The organism is Nonomuraea turcica (genome assembly GCF_030718205.1).
Taxonomy (GTDB): Bacteria; Actinomycetota; Actinomycetes; order Streptosporangiales; family Streptosporangiaceae; genus Nonomuraea.
This window is the reverse complement of record NZ_JAUZQF010000017.1, coordinates 31,297-48,567: the sequence shown is the minus strand read 5'-3', so window position 1 is coordinate 48,567 and position 17,271 is coordinate 31,297. Positions and strand designations below refer to the sequence as shown.

General features: G+C 70.2%; 15 protein-coding genes and 1 pseudogene. 4 read left to right on the top strand and 12 right to left on the bottom strand.

The genetic code is table 11. The annotated features are described in order from the left end of the window. Window positions 1-20: 20 nt before the first annotated feature. Window positions 21-776 (bottom strand): hypothetical protein, encoded by a 756-nt coding sequence (locus Q9G87_RS37290; protein ID WP_305921282.1) that lies wholly within the window; start codon window positions 774-776, stop codon window positions 21-23. 74 nt (window positions 777-850) lie between these two features. Between Q9G87_RS37290 and Q9G87_RS37285 the strand changes: the two are divergent. Further along, window positions 851-1,267 (top strand): annotated as a pseudogene (locus Q9G87_RS37285) (Clp protease N-terminal domain-containing protein); the annotation flags it as partial. A 195-nt stretch (window positions 1,268-1,462) separates the two neighbouring features. Here Q9G87_RS37285 and Q9G87_RS37280 read toward each other — a convergent pair. Continuing rightward, a complete protein-coding gene (locus Q9G87_RS37280; protein ID WP_305921281.1) occupies window positions 1,463-2,485 on the bottom strand; it encodes a GNAT family N-acetyltransferase in 1,023 nt (340 codons plus the stop codon). A 133-nt stretch (window positions 2,486-2,618) separates the two neighbouring features. Here Q9G87_RS37280 and Q9G87_RS37275 point away from each other — a divergent pair, with 133 nt between their 5' ends. Together Q9G87_RS37275 and Q9G87_RS37270 are read left to right on the top strand one after the other, a co-directional pair. Then, the gene (locus Q9G87_RS37275) at window positions 2,619-3,995 is read left to right on the top strand and encodes an NAD(P)/FAD-dependent oxidoreductase (protein WP_305921280.1); all 1,377 of its coding nucleotides are present in this window, start codon (window positions 2,619-2,621) and stop codon (window positions 3,993-3,995) included. Between the two features lie 18 nt (window positions 3,996-4,013). Beyond that, window positions 4,014-5,621 carry an amidohydrolase gene (locus tag Q9G87_RS37270; RefSeq protein ID WP_305921279.1) on the top strand — a complete coding sequence of 536 codons (1,608 nt, stop codon included), beginning with the start codon at window positions 4,014-4,016 and terminating at the stop codon, window positions 5,619-5,621. A gap of 52 nt (window positions 5,622-5,673) precedes the next feature. Here Q9G87_RS37270 and Q9G87_RS37265 read toward each other — a convergent pair whose 3' ends face one another. From Q9G87_RS37265 to gap, 5 genes are all read right to left on the bottom strand, one after another. After that, window positions 5,674-6,018 carry an RNA polymerase-binding protein RbpA gene (locus Q9G87_RS37265; RefSeq protein ID WP_127934367.1) on the bottom strand — a complete coding sequence of 115 codons (345 nt, stop codon included), beginning with the start codon at window positions 6,016-6,018 and terminating at the stop codon, window positions 5,674-5,676. Window positions 6,019-6,092: 74 nt separating this feature from the next. Continuing rightward, a complete protein-coding gene (secG, locus tag Q9G87_RS37260) occupies window positions 6,093-6,323 on the bottom strand; it encodes a preprotein translocase subunit SecG (RefSeq protein WP_305921278.1) in 231 nt (76 codons plus the stop codon). 99 nt (window positions 6,324-6,422) lie between these two features. Further along, window positions 6,423-7,205 (bottom strand): triose-phosphate isomerase, encoded by a 783-nt coding sequence (tpiA, locus tag Q9G87_RS37255; RefSeq protein ID WP_305921277.1) that lies wholly within the window; start codon window positions 7,203-7,205, stop codon window positions 6,423-6,425. Window positions 7,206-7,208: 3 nt separating this feature from the next. Continuing rightward, window positions 7,209-8,396 (bottom strand): phosphoglycerate kinase, encoded by a 1,188-nt coding sequence (locus tag Q9G87_RS37250; protein ID WP_305921276.1) that lies wholly within the window; start codon window positions 8,394-8,396, stop codon window positions 7,209-7,211. A 274-nt stretch (window positions 8,397-8,670) separates the two neighbouring features. Next, window positions 8,671-9,675 carry a type I glyceraldehyde-3-phosphate dehydrogenase gene (gene gap, locus Q9G87_RS37245; protein WP_305921275.1) on the bottom strand — a complete coding sequence of 335 codons (1,005 nt, stop codon included), beginning with the start codon at window positions 9,673-9,675 and terminating at the stop codon, window positions 8,671-8,673. A 183-nt stretch (window positions 9,676-9,858) separates the two neighbouring features. Here gap and Q9G87_RS37240 point away from each other — a divergent pair, with 183 nt between their 5' ends. Further along, complete coding sequence (locus tag Q9G87_RS37240; RefSeq protein WP_305921274.1) at window positions 9,859-10,488, top strand: hypothetical protein; 630 nt, start codon at window positions 9,859-9,861, stop codon at window positions 10,486-10,488. 502 nt (window positions 10,489-10,990) lie between these two features. Here Q9G87_RS37240 and whiA read toward each other — a convergent pair. From whiA to Q9G87_RS37215, 5 genes are all read right to left on the bottom strand, one after another. Next, a complete protein-coding gene (whiA, locus tag Q9G87_RS37235) occupies window positions 10,991-11,971 on the bottom strand; it encodes a DNA-binding protein WhiA (RefSeq protein ID WP_185103354.1) in 981 nt (326 codons plus the stop codon). Window positions 11,972-12,044: 73 nt separating this feature from the next. After that, the gene (locus Q9G87_RS37230) at window positions 12,045-12,962 is read right to left on the bottom strand and encodes a gluconeogenesis factor YvcK family protein (RefSeq protein WP_305921502.1); all 918 of its coding nucleotides are present in this window, start codon (window positions 12,960-12,962) and stop codon (window positions 12,045-12,047) included. Between the two features lie 200 nt (window positions 12,963-13,162). Then, window positions 13,163-14,029: an RNase adapter RapZ gene (gene rapZ, locus Q9G87_RS37225; protein WP_305921273.1), complete on the bottom strand. Its 867-nt coding sequence runs from the start codon at window positions 14,027-14,029 to the stop codon at window positions 13,163-13,165. 387 nt (window positions 14,030-14,416) lie between these two features. Then, window positions 14,417-16,414 carry an excinuclease ABC subunit UvrC gene (gene uvrC / locus Q9G87_RS37220; protein WP_305921272.1) on the bottom strand — a complete coding sequence of 666 codons (1,998 nt, stop codon included), beginning with the start codon at window positions 16,412-16,414 and terminating at the stop codon, window positions 14,417-14,419. A gap of 371 nt (window positions 16,415-16,785) precedes the next feature. After that, on the bottom strand, window positions 16,786-17,250 hold the full coding sequence (locus Q9G87_RS37215) for a Rieske (2Fe-2S) protein (RefSeq protein ID WP_305921271.1): 465 nt from the start codon (window positions 17,248-17,250) through the stop codon (window positions 16,786-16,788). Between the last annotated feature and the right edge of the window lie 21 nt (window positions 17,251-17,271).

Sequence of the window (17,271 nt, the reverse complement as noted above, 5' to 3'; positions counted from 1 at the left end):
ACCGTTTCGTACACCATAGCCTAACGATCGATCCGCTGCCGGGCGTTCCGCTCCTCGCGCCGCGTCACCTCGACCCGTTTCCTGCTGTCGTCCAGCTCTTTGCGGGCCTCGGCCAGCATGCGCTCCAGCGTGGCCACCTTCTCGGCACGCTCGTCGTACTCCCTGGTCACGGCCTCCAGCGCGCTCTGCCACTCCCGGTGCGCGGCCTCGGCCTCCTGCCGCTCCCTGGCCTCGGCCTCGGCGCGCTCTTTGGCCTGGTCCGCCTCCTCCTCCGGGGTGGGCTTCTTCTTCCTGGCGGGCCGCCCCCGGGTGATGGGGGCGGGCGCGAAGCCGCTGTAGCTGAGCGGCTTGGCCAGGTGGCCGCGACGCACCTGATCGGCCGCGTCGGCGTCGACGACCGCGGCGTCCAGGGTCTGGTCGACCTCCGTGGCGGCGGCCGGCGAAAGGCCGCCGGACTGCCTGATGAGCCTGCTGAGCCTGCCGGTAGCCGCGTTGCGGCGCTGGGTCAGCTCGGCGAGAGCGTCGGCGTCCTGCTCCTGCCAGGCCGCGCGCAGCCGCTCCCCCACCTCGAGCAGCTCGGCCAGCTCCTCCGGGTGCTCGCGAGCGGCCTTGTTCACGGCCCAGGCGGACACCGTGGGCTTGCGGAATTTCGCGATGTCGCGCGAGAGCCGCACGTCGCCCGCGTCCTTGGCCGCGCGGGCCTCGGCCTCACGGGCGGCGGTGAACTCCGGCGGCGGGAGCACGTAAAGGCGGTCGGCCACCTCGTCAAGATCCACACAGGACAAATACCCCACATGCCGGGGTTTGTAGCGCATAGTGGAGGCAGGCCCAGTCGAACGGAGGCCTCCCGGTGTTCGAACGCTTCACCGACCGCGCGCGCAGGGTCGTCGTCCTCGCTCAGGAGGAGGCGCGGATGATGAACCACGGATACATCGGCACGGAACACATCCTGCTCGGCCTCATCCACGAGGGTGAGGGGCTGGCGGCCTTGGTGCTCGACGGCTGCGGCGTGGAGCTGGAGCACGTACGCGCCTTCGTCGAGCGCGAGACCGGCCACGACGGCAACCCGCCGAGCGGGCACATCCCCTTCACGCCCCGGGCCAAGAAGGTCCTGGAGCTGTCCCTGCGCGAGGCGCTCCAGCTGCGCCACAACTACATCGGCACCGAGCACATCCTGCTCGGGCTGATCAGGGAGGGCGAGGGGCTGGCCGCGCACGCGCTCACGGACGCCGGCGCGGACCTGACCGACGTACGGCAGCGCCTGCTCGACCGCGTCGGCCGCGGCTCCAAGGAGCGCCCGAGCGAGATGTTCTTCGCCGGCGGGTCCATGCTGAGCGAGCGGCTCACGCGGGTCGAGGAGAGCCTGGAGCGCATCGAGCGCCATCTGGGCATCCAGCGGCCCGAGCAGAAGCCCGGGGACCGGCGGGACGACGACGAGGAAGGCGTCGGTTAGGCCCGTCCGTCAGGCAGGGGCCAGCGCGCCGACCGGCAGCCGGGCCTCCACCACGCCCGGGTCCTCGGTGTAGGCGAGCGTGGCGCCCAGGGAGACCAGCAGCCTGCGCATTCTGGCGTTGTCGGACAACATGGTGGCCCTGACCTCGGCGTACCCGAGGTCGCGCGCCGCCGCCACCAGCATCCTGGCCATGGCCGTGCCCAGGCCCTGGCCCTGCCGGCGGTCCTCGACCAGGAACGCCATCTCCGCGATGCCCGGGTCGGGCGTGAACAACAGGTTGGCCATCGCCACGACCTGCCCGTCGTGCCCGGCGACCAGCGAATATCCCCGGCTCCTGTCGCACAGCCGGTCGAACATGCGCACCGGCAGCGTGGGCATCGAGGTGAAGTAGCGGAACCTGCGCGACTCCGGCGAGCACCTGTCGTGCAGGTCGCGTACGGCCTCGCGGTAGATCGAGGTGAGCGGGCGGACCGTGACCTCGGCGCCGTCGCCCAGCTTGACCGTGCGGTCGGCGCCGCTCTGCTCGACCGCCGGCTGGGCGAGCCTGGCGAAGGCGGCGGCCCTGGCCGCCTCGGTCAGGGTGAAGGGCAGCTCGGCGCGGCGCAGGCGGACCGCGCGACGGGCGGCCACGGGCACGACGAGCTGGGTTGGGTCGGGAAGATCGCTCACCGCTTCACCATAGATCCACCGGGCGTCGTCCGCGCGCAGCAGCTCGGCCAGCAGCTCGGGCAGCCGCCACGGCATCGAGCGCAGCCTGGAGGCCAGCAGCAGGGCCCTGGTGGGCTCGTCGGTCAGTTCGTGGGCGGTGGCCGGCACCACCTGGACGCGGCGACCGCCGGCCGCCTCCAGGGCCTCGCGCACGGTCTCCGGGTTGGCGGGGATGTCGGCGACGAACTCGTCAACGGTTCCGTCGGTGTCGGACTGCACGCTCAGGCCGAGAATGTTGCCGCCCCTGTCGGCCAGGGCCGAGGCGAGGGAGGCCAGCCGCCCGGGCCGCTCGTCCACCGTGGTGCGGATGCGCAAGAATCCCATGCCCATCAGCATGCCGGGCAGCTGTTACGCCTCCGCTAACGACGTGTTTCATCAGGGAATGAACCTATATATCCGATCACGAATTTCGTCGTGAGATGCGACACAGTGTCCGGATATAGCAGGATACGGGGGCATGAGCGTGCGTGTTCCCTTGTCGTCAGAGTTCGTGAACGGCGACGTGTCCTTCTGGTACCGATCGGCCGGCGTGCCCACCCCCGGCCCCAGGCTCGACGGCGACCTGGAGGCGGACGTGGCGATCGTCGGCGCCGGCTACACGGGCCTGTGGACCGCGTACTACCTCAAGCGAGCCCGCCCGTCCCTGCGGGTCGTGCTGCTCGAGCAGGAGTTCGCCGGATTCGGCGCCTCCGGCCGCAACGGCGGCTGGCTGACCGGCGACCTGGCCGGCTCGCACGAACGCTACGGCGCGGGCGCGCGGCGCCTGCAGCGCGAGATGTACGCCTCGATCGACGAGGTCATCGCGGTCTGCGAGAAGGAGGGCATCGACTGCGACCTGGTCAAGGGCGGCGTCGTGAACGTGGCCCGGACTCCCGCCCAGGTCGCCAGGCTCCGTGCGTCGGTGTCGGCGGCCCGCTCGTGGGGCATCGAGGAGCCCGACCTGCGGCTGGTGGACCCGGCGGAGCACGTACGGGTGGCCGGGGCGCAGGCCGCCTCCTGGAGTCCGCACTGCGCTCGCATCCAGCCCGCCAAGCTGGCCCAGGGCCTGGCCAGGGTCGTACGCGACCTGGGCGTGCCCATTTACGAGCGCACACCGGTCACGGAGATCGTCCCGCACCGGGCGGTCACCCCGTACGGCGTCGTGACGGCCGGGCACGTGATCCGCGCCACCGAGGGCTTCACCGCCCGCCTGCGCGGCCTGCGCCGCCAGTGGCTCCCCATGAACAGCTCCATGATCGTCACCGAGCCCCTGCCCGTGTCGTTCTGGGACGAGGTCGGCTGGCGCGGCGCCGAGCTGCTCGGCGACATGGCGCACTACTACATGTACGCCCAGCGCACCGCCGACGACCGCATCGCCTTCGGCGGCCGCGGCCGCCCCTACCTGTACGGCTCGCGTGTCGACGCCCGGGGCCACACCCACGAGTGGACCGTGGAGGCGCTGTGGCGGCTGCTCACCGAGTTCTTCCCGGCCGCCCGCTCCTCGTCGATCGCGCACGCCTGGTCCGGCGTGCTCGGCGTGCCGCGCGACTGGTGCTCGACGGTCCACGTGGACCGCGCCACGGGCCTGGGCTGGGCGGGCGGCTACACCGGCCACGGCGTCACCACGACGAACCTGGCCGGCCGCACCCTCCGCGACCTGATCCTGGACGAGGAGACGGAGCTGACGTCCTTGCCGTGGGTGGGCAGGAGGGTCCGCCCGTGGGAGCCGGAGCCGCTGCGCTGGCTCGGCGTGCACACGATGTACCGCCTGTACCGGGTCGCGGACCACCGCGAGCGCGCCATGCCCCGCACCTCGGCCCTGGCCCGTTTCGCGGACCTCATCACCGGTCACTGATCGCAAAAGGAGATCTTGATGGACATCCTCTTCCGGGGAGGCCGCGTCTTCGCTCCGGGAGGCGTCCGGCAGGCGGCCGTGCTGGTGAGCGACGGCGTGATCGCCGCCGTGGGCCCCGAGGGCGAGCTGGCCCGCCAGGCGCCGTCCCATGACACGGTGGATCTGGCCGGCGGCCTGCTGGTGCCGGGCTTCACGGACGCGCACATCCACCCGGTCCAGGCGGGCCTGGAACGGGCGAAGTGCGATTTGTCCGAGCTTTTCGGTCTTGACGCCTACATAGCGAAGATCGCGGACTATGCCGCGAAAAATCATGATAAGGAGTGGATTGATGGCGGCGGCTGGGACATGTCGGCGTTCCCGAACGGCCTCCCCCACCGCGACCACCTCGACTTCCTTGACCGGCCCGCCTATCTGATCCAGCGTGACCATCACGCCGCCTGGGTCAACAGCCGCGCCCTCGACCTGGCCGGGATCACGAAGGACACTCCCGACCCGGTGGACGGCCGCATCGAGCGCGGCCCCGACGGGGCGCCCACCGGCGTGCTGCACGAGGGCGCCATGGACCTGGTCGGCCTGCTCACCCCCCGCCCGACCGCCCAGGACCTGGACGACGCGCTGGAGGACGCGCAGCGGCAGCTGTTCTCCCTGGGCATCACAGGCTGGCAGGACGCCATCGTGGGCTCGTACGCGGGCTCCGTCGACCAGTTGCCCACCTACGTGTCCGCGGCCCGCTCAGGGCGGCTGAGGGCCCGCGTGACCGGCGCCCTGTGGTGGGACAGGACGCGCGGCCTGGACCAGCTCGGCGACCTGGTCGAGCGCCGGGCCGCCGCCGACGGCCTCGATCGTTTCAAGGCCACCTCGGTCAAGATCATGCAGGACGGCATCACGGAGAACTTCACGGCCGCGACGCTGGAGCCGTACTGCCTGTGCGGCGGCACGGGCCTGTCGTACGTGGACCCGCACAAGCTCAAGGAGTACGTCGCCGAGCTGGACCGGCTCGGCTTCCAGGTGCACTTCCACGCCATCGGCGAGCGGGCCGTCCGCGAGGCCCTGGACAGCTTCGAGGGCACGAACCCGGCCAACCGGCACCACATCGCCCACCTGCAGATCATCGAGCCTTCGGACGTGCCGCGCTTCGCCGCCCTGGGCGTCACGGCCAACCTGCAGCCCCTGTGGGCTACTCACCACGCCCAGATGGACGAGCTGACGCTGCCGTACCTGGGTGAGCCGCGCTCGTCGTGGCAGTACCCGTTCAAGGACCTGCTCGACCACGGCACGCGCTTCTGCGCCGGCAGCGACTGGCCGGTCTCGGACGCCGACCCGCTGCAGGGCATGCACGTGGCGGTGAACCGCACCGAGCCGGGCGGCTCGGTCCACGCCGGCTACCCGACCGCGGGGACGCCGTTCCTGCCCGGGCAGCGCCTCGATCTGGCCACCGCCATGGCCGCGTACACCTCCGGCTCCGCCTGGATCAACCGCTCCCCCGCCGGTGTGCTGGAGCCCGGCCGCCCGGCCGACCTGGTGGTCCTGGACCGCGACCCGTTCGCGCTGCCGCCGCAGGAGATCTGGACAACGCGGGTGCGTATGACGTTCGTGGACGGCGAGGCGGTCCACGAAGGCTCCTGATGAAACGCGAAGGGCCCCGGGCGATCGCCCGGGGCCCTTCGCGGTGACTCGACTACCAGGGGGACTTGTTGGCGCGCAGGCGCTCCAGTGCCTCCTCGAGGATCGCCTTGCCGTCCTTGTCGCTCCTGCGCTCCTTCACGTACGCCAGGTGCGTCTTGTACGGCTCGTTCTTCGGCGGGGCAGGCGGGGCCTCCTCGTCCTGTCCGGCTGGGAGGCCGCAACGCGGGCAGTCCCACAGCTCGGGGACCGCCGCGTCACTGGCGAAACTGGGGCGCGTCTCGTGCATGTTGGCGCACCAGAACGAGACCCGCACTCGCGGAGCCGCCTCGCCACGCTCGGCCTCCCCCATAGGGCCGGCGCCGACTCGGCTGCCACGGATCGCGTTGCCACTACCCACGGATGAACTCCTCGCTCGATCGCCCCGTGTGCGGACACGGGGGGAGAATCACTGTCACGCGTTTAACTTGTTGCTCAGGGCCGCAGGAGCAGGCCGAGAGCGATGATGCAGACGAACCAGACCGTGCCCGTGATGACGGTCAGCCGGTCGAGGTTGCGCTCCACCACCGAGGAACCACCGAAGTTCGACGAGAAGCCGCCGCCGAACATGTCAGACAGGCCACCACCCTTGCCCTTGTGGAGCAGGACGAGCAGGATCATGAGAAGGCTCGCCAGGATGAGGGCGATGGAGATTCCGATTTCCACGGTATGCCTGTTCCTTCAATGCTCTGTTACGCGTGACGATTCAAACTTGCCTCTTGAGGGTACGACCTGTTGTCAAGTCGCACCCCCAGAACGACTCAGTTAGCCAGGCATTTCGGAGAATCGGCAGATCTTGGCGTAGTCACCTGCGTCGATGCTGGCGCCGCCCACCAGCGCGCCGTCGACATCCGCCTGTGCCATGATCCCTGCGATATTGCCTGACTTGACCGAACCTCCGTAAAGGATACGGACCGCCGAGGCCACTTCGGCGTCGTAGAGCTCAGCGAGTCTGATTCGCAATGCTCCGCAGACCTCCTGGGCGTCCTCGGGGGTGGCCACCTCGCCGGTGCCGATCGCCCACACCGGCTCGTAGGCCACCACTATCGATTTTGCCTGCTCGGCCGAGATCTTGCGCAGCGCTCCGTCGAGTTGGCCGAGACTGTGCGCGATGTGGCCGCCTTCTTGGCGCACCGCCAGCCCCTCCCCGACACACAGGATGGGCGTCAGCGAGTGCCGGTAGGCGGCCTGGACCTTGGCGTTGACCAGGTCGTCGTCCTCGCCGTGGTATTGCCGCCGCTCGGAGTGGCCGACCACGACGTACGTGCAGCCCAGCTTGGCCAGCATGGCCCCGGAGATCTCACCGGTGTAGGCGCCGCCGTCGTGCTGAGAGAGGTCCTGGGCGCCGTAGACGATCCTGAGCTTGTCGCCGTCCACGAGGGTCTGGACGCTGCGCAGGTCGGTGAACGGGGGCAGGACGGCGACCTCGACCTTGTCGAAGTCCTTGTCGTTGAGTGCGAAGGCGAGCTTCTGGACCAGCGCGATGGCCTCGAGATGGTTGAGGTTCATCTTCCAGTTGCCGGCGATGAGCGGCTTGCGCGTGCTCAATGGTCACTCCTCCAAGGCGGCGAGTCCGGGGAGGGTCTTGCCCTCAAGGTATTCGAGGCTGGCCCCACCGCCGGTGGAGATGTGCGAGAAGCCATCCTCGGGAAGCTCCAGCTTGCGTACGGCGGCGGCGGAGTCGCCACCGCCCACCACGGTGAAGGCGTCGGCGGCGATCAGCGCCTCGGCCACCGCCCTCGTGCCGCCGGAGAACGCGTCGAACTCGAACACGCCCATGGGCCCGTTCCAGAAGACCGTCCTGGCGTCGGCCAGCTTGGCGGCGAACAGCTCCCGCGTCCTGGGCCCGATGTCGAGCCCCTCCCGGTCGGCCGGGATCGCGGTGGCCTCGACCGCCTCGTGCTCGGCGTCGGCCGCGAACGTGGTCGCGGCCAGCACGTCCACGGGCAGGACGAGCTCGACGCCCCGCTTGGCCGCCTCCTCGAGGAAGCCGCGCACCTGGTCGAGCTGGTCCTCCTGGAGCAGCGACCCGCCGACCTCGTGGCCCTGGGCCTTGAGGAAGGTGTAGGCCATGCCGCCGCCGATCAGCAGCCGGTCGACCTTGGTCAGCAGATTGGCGATGACGCCGAGTTTGTCGGAGACCTTGGCGCCGCCCAGCACCACCACGTAGGGCCGTTCGAGGTCCTCCGTGAGCTTCTTCAGCACCTCCACCTCGGCCACGATCAGCCCGCCCGCCGCGTGCGGCAGCAGCTTGGGCACGTCGTAGACGCTGGCGTGCTTGCGGTGCACCGCGCCGAACCCGTCGCCGACATAGAGCTCGGCCAGCCCGGCCAGCTGCTCGGCGAAGGCGCCGCGCGCGGCGTCGTCCTTGGACTCCTCGCCCGGCTCGTACCGCAGGTTTTCCAGCAGGGCCACCTGGCCGTCCTGGAGCGATTCAACGGTGCTGCGTGCACTGTCGCCCACCACGTCGGCGGCGAAGGCCACGTCCTGGCCGAGCAGCTCGCCCAGGCGCCTGGCCACGGGCTTGAGCGAGTATTTCGGATTGACCTGGCCCTTGGGCCGGCCCAGATGGGCGCAGACGACGACCTTGGCGCCCCCGTCCAGCAGGGCCTTGATCGTCGGCACCGACGCGCGGATGCGGCCGTCGTCGGTGATCGTCTCCCCGTCGAGGGGGACGTTGAGGTCTGCGCGTACGAGCACGCGCCGCCCCTTCACGTCGAGATCATCGAGCGTGCGCATGCTCATTCTCCCGTCACTGTGTACATGGCCTCACTCCGTGAGCCGGCTCAGTCGCCTATGCCGCCGCCTTCCGGCGCCCCGGTCGCTCCGCTCCCGGCGGTCGTCCTCGGATCGGCTCTCCAGCGATCCGGCACCTCGCGCGGGTGATCGGTGCGACGCTCACAAGGAGGTCGTTCTCACCGGCCCGGGCATCGCACGATGCGACGAGTAGGCGGCGAGACCGATCATGCGAAGCGGGGGTCCAGGCGGCGGCGCTCCCTCGCGGGATCCGGCGTCAGAGACCGCGGCCCACCAGCTCGATCAGGTCGGCGAGCCGGTTGGAGTAGCCCCACTCGTTGTCGTACCAGCCGACGACCTTGACCTGGTTGCCGATGACCTTGGTGAGGCCGGCGTCGAAGATGCAGGAAGCCGGGTCGGTGACGATGTCGGAGGAGACGATCTCGTCCTCGGTGTAGCTGATGATGCCCTTGAGCGGGCCCTCGGCGGCGGCCTTGACCGCGGCGTTGACCTCCTCGACCGTGACGTCGCGGCTGACGTCGACGGTGAGGTCGGTCGCCGAGCCCGTGGGGATCGGCACCCGCATGGCGAAGCCGTCGAGCTTGCCCTTGAGCTCGGGCAGGACCAGGCCGATGGCCTTGGCGGCGCCGGTGGAGGTGGGCACCACGTTGAGCGCGGCGGCGCGGGCGCGGCGCAGGTCCTTGTGCGGGCCGTCCTGCAGGTTCTGGTCCTGCGTGTAGGCGTGGATGGTGGTCATCAGACCCTTCTCGATGGTGAAGGTGTCGTGCAGGACCTTGGCCATCGGCGCCAGGCAGTTGGTGGTGCAGGAGGCGTTGGAGATGATCGTGTGCTTGGCCGGGTCGTAGTCGCCGTCGTTGACGCCCATGACGACGGTGAAGTCCTCGTTCTTCGCCGGGGCGGAGATGATGACCTTCTTCGCGCCGTTGTCGGCGTGCACCTTGGCCTTGGTGGCGTCGGTGAACAGACCCGTCGACTCCAGGACCACGTCCACACCGAGGTCGCCCCAGGGCAGGTTGCCCGGGTCGCGCTCCTCGAAGACCTTGATCGCCTTGCCGTTCACGATGATCTCATCGCTGGTGGCCTTCACCTCGTAGGGCAGGCGGCCCAGGATGCTGTCGTACTTCAGCAAGTGAGCGAGCGTCGCGTTGTCGGTCAGGTCATTGACCGCGACGATCTCGATGTCCTTGCCACTGGCGGCGACAGCGCGCCAGAAGTTGCGACCGATACGGCCGAAGCCGTTGACGCCTACGCGGATGCTCACGGGAACCGAACTCCTCGAACAGATGGCGGGCTGAACCTCAACCACGAACCTTATCGGACCCAAATTGGTTTAGACCACTGCCACCCCCGCACTCTGAATGACCGTTCTGCACACTAGTTTTGAGGCGTTCGAGTAAAGTGCCCGACTCATCGGAGTAAATTCGTGCATTCTCTGGGGGCTGAGATGTCACATAAGCGGTCCGGGCTGCTTCCCGGACTAGCCGTAGGACTCGTTGCGGCGCTGGTCTGCGCGGCCGGTATGGGGATGGCCATCGCGTTCCAAAGAAGCCTTCCCATCGAAGTCCGGACGTTCGGCAACGGGTATCCCCTCTCGATCGCGCTGTCCCTCGTGGTCGCGCTGATCGTCGCCCTGGCCATGGGCATGACACGTCCGCGCAGCGTCGTCCTGCCGGCCGTGGCGGCGCTGTACGCGGGCGGCGCCGTGGCCGGTGGCCAGATCATCGGCAAGGCGATCATTTGGGGCGCCCTCACGCGGGGACGGGGCACGCCCATCGACCTGGCCGACATCACCCTCGACAACTTCTTCGGCGGCTTCTTCCCCGCCCTGAGCATCTACAGCTCCCCGCTGGCGCAGACGTGGCCAATGTGGCTCTCCATCGGCGTGGCCGCCCTGGCCGCACTCCTGCTGCTCACCCTGCGCGTGGTGTCACGCGTCCGCCGCGCCCAGCGCACCGAGGCGGCGACCGAGGAGCCGGAGGAGCCCGAGTACCGAGCCCCGTTCGAGCCCGCCCAGTCCCCGGTCAAGCAACCGGCGGGTGACCTGTTCACACCCCGCAAACCGGCCGGCGACTGACGCGGTCCGGGCTGACGCCGCCCGGCTCACCCAGGAACGGGACACGCACGAACGGCCCCGCCCCGGGTCATCCGACCACGGAAGCTGGTCAAGCATGCGCTCCGTCACGGCGAGCAACCCGTGAGCCTTCACGACCGGCCATGACGGACGGAAACCCACGTCGGCGCGTGCGGCCCACTCGGCTCGCCGTAAAGAATGGATCTTAAAGCCCCGCCCACAACGGCCCCGCAGATCCGGACAAAGCACGATCACGGCCCCGCAGAACCACACAAAGCGCCATCACGGCCCCACAGAACCACACAGAGCGCCATCACGGCCCTGCAGAACCACACAGAGCGCCATCCCGGCCCTGCAGAAGCAGACATAGGCCCCGCCATCACGGCCCCGCATAGTCGCAGGGCCACCATCACGGGCCTGCAGGCGGCACCGCCACCACCACGACCCCCAGCCGCACGGCCCCATCACCGGCCGCAGCAGACGACGCCCTCAGCTGGTGCCGCCGTCAAGGGGCGAGCATGTCGACGGTGAGGTTGGCCTCGGTGTTGGGGATGCCGAGATCGGAGGCGCGCTTGTCGGCCATGGCGAGCAGCCGACGGATCCGCCCCGCGATCGCGTCCTTGGTCAGCGGCGGATCAGCGATCTGCCCCAGCTCCTCCAACGACGCCTGCTTGTGCTCCACCCGCAGCCGCCCCGCCACCACCAGGTGCTCCGGAGCCTCCTCTCCGAGGATCTCCAGCGCCCGCTGCACCCGCGCCCCGGCCGCCACCGCGGCCCGGGCCGAGCGCCGCAGGTTGGCGTCGTCGAAGTTGGCCAGGCGGTTGGCGGTGGCCCGCACCTCGCGGCGCATCCGCCGCTCCTCCCAGGCCAGCACGCTGTCGTGCGCCCCCAGGCGGGTGAGCAGGGCGCTGATCGCGTCGCCGTCGCGTACGACGACCCGGTCCACCCCGCGCACCTCCCGCGCCTTGGCGTGGATCTTCAACCGCCGTGCCGAACCCACCAGCGCGAGCGCCGCCTCCGGCCCCGGGCAGGTGACCTCGAGCGACATCGACCGCCCCGGCTCGGTGAGCGAGCCGTGCGCCAGGAAGGCGCCGCGCCAGGCGGCCTCGGCGTCGCATGCCGCCCCCGCCACCACCTGGCGGGGCAGGCCGCGCACCGGGCGGCCGTGGTTGTCGATCAGGCCCGTCTGGCGGGCCAGCGCCTCACCGTCGCGGTAGACGCGCACAACGTAGCGAGAGCCCTTGCGCAGCCCGGCGGGCGCGAGAACGAGCACCTCCGCCTTGTGGCCGAACACCTCGCCGATGTCCTTGATCAGGCGCCGCGCGGTGGCGTTGGTGTCGAGCTCCGCCTCGATCACGATCCGCCCGCCCACGAGGTGCAGGCCACTGGCGAACCGCAGCAACGTGGAAACCTCCGCCTTGCGGCAGCACGGCTTCAGCACCGGCAGGCGGCTCAGTTCGTCTTTCACCACACCTGTCATCGCCATAAGCGTTAGTCCTCTCCCCCATTCAGACCGGCTCTCGTCAGTCTCTCGCACCTTCGCGCCACGCCGACCAGGATCAACGCTTCTGGAGGAAAATCTCGTCCAGGACGGAGGCAAGACGTCGTGGGTCGTGCCGCGCAGAGCCGTCGGCGGCGGCCACGTCGGCCATGACGAGCCGCGCGCCGAGCGCGGCGGCGGCCTTCTCCAGCGCGTCGGGGTCGTCGACCACTCCGGTGTCGGCCAGCACGACGTCGATCGACAGGTCGGGCGCGTGCTGCGTGAGCACCTCCAGATGCTGCTGGGGGGAGAAGTCGTCGGTCTCGCCCGCCTGGGGAGCCAGGTTGAGCGTGACCAGCCGCTTGGCCCGGGTCTCATGCAGGGCCCTGGCCAGCTCGGGCACCTTGAGGTGCGGCAGCACGCTGGTGAACCACGACCCCGGCCCGAACACCACCCAGTCCGCCTCCAGCACCGCCGTGACGGCCTCGGGCCGTGCGGGCGGGTCCTCGGGGACCAGCGAGATGGCCTGGACGCGGCCCGGTGTCAGGGCGCACGCCACCTGACCGCGTACGGTCGAGATGACGCCGTCGAGCTCCACCTCGGCCACGATGTCCAGCGGCACCGACGCCATCGGCAGCACCCGCCCGTGCGCGCCCAGCAGCCGCCCGACCCAGTCGAGCCCGGCCACGGGGTCGCCCAGCAGTTCCCACAGCGCCACGATCAGCAGGTTGCCGACGGCGTGCCCGTGCAGCTCGCCCTCGCTCCGGAAGCGGTGCTGCACGACCTCGCTCCAGGTGCTGCCCCACTCGTCGTCGCCGCAGAGCGCGGCCAGCGCCATACGCAGGTCGCCGGGCGGCAGCACGCCGAGCTCACGGCGCAGCCGCCCGCTGGAGCCGCCGTCGTCGGCCACGGTCACCACTGCGGTCAGCGTGTCGGTGACCATTCGTAATGCGGACAGGGACGCGAACAGCCCGTGCCCGCCACCGAGCGCGACCACGCCCGGCCCGAACTCCGCGTGCCGCCCGGGAGGGCCGAACCGCCCCTCCTCACCAGGCGGGACGCCCCCGGCCACACCACGCCCTGCCGAGGCGGCGCCCACGTCTCGCAGGGGAGCATCAGCCGGCCGCGAACGCTCTACCGGGATGGGGCCGCCGCCTGCCGGATCCGGCACATCCGCTTCTTCGAAACCTTCATCGGTCACTCCCGCCCCACATCCCGGTGGCTCACCTGGACCTCCATCCCGCGGTCGCGCAGGCGGGCGGCGACCTGCTCGGCCATGGCCACGCTGCGGTGTTTGCCACCCGTGCAACCCACCGCCAGCGTCGCGTAACTCTTACCCTCACGCGCGTAGCCGGCGGCGACCACCCGCAGGACCTCCTCGTAGGCGTCCAGGAACTCCTTGGCCCCCGGCTGCCCCAGCACGTAGTCGCGGACCGGCGCCTCCAACCCGTTCATCGGCCGCAGCTCGGGCACCCAGTGCGGGTTGGGCAGGAACCGGCAGTCCACGACGAGGTCGGCGTCGACCGGCAGGCCGTATTTGAACCCGAAGGACACGACGTTGACCCGCAGCCCCGGCCGGTCCTCGCCGCCGAAGTATGCCACGATCTTGTTTCTCAGATCATGCACGTTGTGCGAGGAGGTGTCGATCACCAGATCGGCGTTGGCCCGCACCTCCCGCAGGATCCCCCGCTCCCGTGCGATGCCGTCGACCAGCCGTCCCTCGCCCTGCAGCGGGTGGGGCCTGCGGACGTTTTCGAAGCGCCGCACCAGCTCCTCGTCGCTGGCCTCCAGGAACACGACGCGCACCCGCACCCCGCGCCCTTCGAGCTCCTCGATGGCGGCGTTGAGGTCGGTGGTGAAGGCCAGGCTGCGCACGTCCACGACGGCCGCCACCTTGTCGGCGGCCAGCTTGACCTTGCCCGCCTCCTCGGCCATCGCGAACAGCAGGCCCGGCGGCAGGTTGTCGATGACGAACCAGCCCAGATCCTCGAGCGCTTTGGCCGCGGTGCTGCGCCCCGCTCCGGACATGCCGGTCACGATGACGAACGCCGGCCCGGTGCTCATCGCCTCACTCCGCCCGTCCGGCACCGTCTCACCAGTGCTTCGCCCGTCCGGCTTTGCCTCACCGGTGTCCATGTCTACGCCCTCCCCGGCCGGCGTCATTCGCTGGCTCAGCGGCCCGGGCGCTCACCGCACGGCGGCCGCCCGGCACGCCCGGTTGAGTCATCGCGGCACGCCCTTTCACACTAGCGAATGCGGGAACGCGCCTTGGCCATGCCACTTCGTGTCCGTGTTCGTGCTCGCACGGGGCTCCGCCGGCCACGCAAGCTACCGCTCTCCGCCCCAGGCTCGCCGCTCTGTGTCCATGGTCGCGCTCGCACGGGGCTCCGCTGGTCACGCAAGCTACCGCACTCCGCCCCAAGCTCGCCGCTCTGAATGACCGTGGCGGCATCAAGGCGAGTCTCCCTTCAGCGTCGAGACGATGACCTCAGCGGTCGAAGGGCCGATGCCCGGAACCTCGCAGATCTCGTCGGCGGTGGCCTCACGCAGCTTCTTCACGGAGCCGAAGTGCTTGAGCAGCGCCTGCCGCCGGGCGGGGCCGAGGCCGGGCACGCTGTCGAGCGCGCTCTCCTTCACCGTCTTCGCCCTCTTGGAACGATGGTAGGTGATGGCGAACCTGTGCGCTTCGTCTCGGACGCGTTGCAGCAGGTAGAGGCCTTCGCTCGAGCGAGGCATGATCACCGGCTGGTCGTCGCCGGGCAGCCACACCTCCTCCAGCCGCTTGGCGAGCCCGCACACGGACACATCGTCAATGCCGAGCTCGTCGAGCGCCCGCTGGGCGGCGGCCGCCTGGGGGCCCGCGCCGTCGACCACGACCAAGTTGGGCGGGTAGGCGAACTTGCGCGGCTTGCCCGTCTCGGGGTCGATGGGGCCGTGCGCGTCCTGGTCGTCGGGGGCCAGCTCGCCGGTGGCGGAACGCTCCTCCAGGTAGCGGCGGAACCGCCGCATGATCACCTCGTAGATCGAGGCGACGTCGCCTTCCTTGGTCTTGACCGCGAAGCGCCGGTATTCGCTCTTGCGCGCCAGCCCGTCCTCGAACACGACCATCGACGCCACGACGTTCTCGCCCTGCAGGTGGGAGACGTCGTAGCACTCGATGCGCAGCGGCGCCTGGTCGAGGTCGAGCGCGTCGGCGATCTCCTGCAGCGCCTTGCTGCGCGTGGTCAGGTCGCTGGCACGGCGGACCTTGTGTTGCGCGAGCGACTCCTTGGCGTTGCGCTCGACGGTCTCCATCAGCGCCCGTTTGTCGCCGCGCTGCGGCACGCGTACGTCGACGCGGGCCCGGCGCTGCTCGCCCAGCAGCTCCGCGACCGCCTCGTTGTCGGGCGGCAGAGCGGGCACGAGCACCTCGCGAGGCATCGACTCGGGGACGGCCTCGGCGTACATCTGCAGCAGGAACTGCTCGACCAGCTCGCCGGGCGTGGCCTCCTCGACCTTGTCGACCACCCACCCGCGCTGGCCGCGGATGCGGCCGCCGCGCACGTAGAAGACTTGCACGGCGGCCTCGAGCGGGTCCTCGGCCAGCGCGATCACGTCGGCGTCCGTGCCCTCGCCGAGCACGACCGCCTGCTTCTCCAGCGCCCGCTGCAGGGCCTGGATGTCGTCCCTGAGCCGGGCGGCGCGCTCGTATTCCTGCTCGGAGGCGGCCTCGCGCATCTCCTTCTCCAGACGCTTGATGAAGCGGCTGGTGTTGCCTGCCATGAAGTCGCAGAAGTCCTCGGCCAGCGCGCGGTGCTCCTCTGGGCTGACCCGGCCGACGCAGGGCGCCGAGCACTTGTCGATGTAGCCGAGCAAGCAGGGGCGGCCGATCTGCCCGGCCCGCTTGAACACCCCCGCACTGCAGGTGCGCACCGGGAAGACCCGCAGCAGCAGATCGACCGTCTCCCTGATGGCCCAGGCGTGCGAGTAGGGCCCGAAATAGCGCGTGCCCTTGCGCTTGGCCCCACGCATGACCTGCACGCGCGGGAAGTCCTCTCCCAGGGTGACCGCGAGGTAGGGGTAGGACTTGTCGTCGCGGTATTTCACGTTGAAGCGCGGGTCGAACTCCTTGATCCAGGAGTATTCGAGCTGCAGCGCCTCCACCTCGGTGCCGACGACCGTCCAGTCGACGTCGGCGGCGGTGGTCAGCATCGTCTGCGTGCGCGGGTGCAGCGCGGAGAAGTCCGCGAAGTACGAGTTGAGTCGCTGCCGCAGGCTCTTGGCCTTGCCTACGTAGATCACCCGGCCGTGCGCGTCCCTGAACCGGTAGACCCCCGGGGAATCGGGGATCGAACCCGGCTTGGGCCGGAAACTCAAAGGGCTGCCCGCTGATCTCGCCACGACCAAAAGCCTAGTAGCCCACACCGACAAGGTCGCCCCATCGCCGGCACGACCGGCTAGACCAGGCATCCCGGCCGCGCCCCCAAACGCGCCCAAGACCAACACCACCCCGGTGCCGACTGGCACTGCCCGACTGGCACTGCCCGACTGGCACCGGCCGGCACAGGGCACCGATCGAGACACGGACACCGGCCGCCACAGGGGCACCGGCGGAGACATGGACACCGGCCGAGACACGACACCGGTCGGCACACGGGCACCGACCGAGACACGGAACCGGGCGGGCACCGGCCGAGACACCGGCACAACTGGCCGACTGGCACTGGCCGACTGGCACTGGCCGACCGACATTGATCGGCACACGGGCACTCGCCTGGCCCGGTCGGCGCGAACGGCCGCTGAACGGCCCAGCTCGCGCCGGGCCGTTCCCGGCGGCGGCGCTATGCGAGCGTGATCTGGTCGCCGTCGACCTTGATCTGCTGCTCGGGCAGCGGCTTGTCGGCGGGCCCGTTCGTCACGGCCCCGTCCGCGATGTTGAACTTGCTGCCGTGACAAGGACAGACGATCTGTCCGTCCGCGACGCTGCCGACCGCGCAGCCGCTGTGCGTGCAGACCGCGCTGAACGCCTTGAACTCACCCGACGTGGGCTGCGTGACCACGATCTTCTGGTCCTTGAAGATCGTGCCACCGCCGACGGGGATGTCGGCGGTCGTGGCCAGCGCACTCCCGCCCTGCGGCGCGGCGCTGGACTGAGCGGCGCTGGACTGAGGCGCGCTCGACTCGGTGGCGCCACCGGCGCTCGTCGCGGTATCGGTACCGCCGCCACATGCGGTGATCGCCAGCGCCAGGCCGCTTCCGCCCACGCCCGCGATCACCGCCCGGCGGCTACGAAGGTCTTCTCCCATGCGCTCACCCAAACGCACCCA

Coding starts and splice junctions, on each gene's coding strand:
- Q9G87_RS37280 (WP_305921281.1), bottom strand. CDS start 2,485: ATGGGATTCTTGCGCATCCGCACCACGGTGGACGAGCGGCCCGGGCGG.
- Q9G87_RS37275 (WP_305921280.1), top strand. CDS start 2,619: ATGAGCGTGCGTGTTCCCTTGTCGTCAGAGTTCGTGAACGGCGACGTG.
- Q9G87_RS37270 (WP_305921279.1), top strand. CDS start 4,014: ATGGACATCCTCTTCCGGGGAGGCCGCGTCTTCGCTCCGGGAGGCGTC.
- Q9G87_RS37250 (WP_305921276.1), bottom strand. CDS start 8,396: ATGCGCACGCTCGATGATCTCGACGTGAAGGGGCGGCGCGTGCTCGTA.
- Q9G87_RS37240 (WP_305921274.1), top strand. CDS start 9,859: ATGTCACATAAGCGGTCCGGGCTGCTTCCCGGACTAGCCGTAGGACTC.
- whiA (WP_185103354.1), bottom strand. CDS start 11,971: ATGGCGATGACAGGTGTGGTGAAAGACGAACTGAGCCGCCTGCCGGTG.
- rapZ (WP_305921273.1), bottom strand. CDS start 14,029: ATGAGCACCGGGCCGGCGTTCGTCATCGTGACCGGCATGTCCGGAGCG.
- uvrC (WP_305921272.1), bottom strand. CDS start 16,414: ATGCCTGGTCTAGCCGGTCGTGCCGGCGATGGGGCGACCTTGTCGGTG.
- Q9G87_RS37215 (WP_305921271.1), bottom strand. CDS start 17,250: ATGGGAGAAGACCTTCGTAGCCGCCGGGCGGTGATCGCGGGCGTGGGC.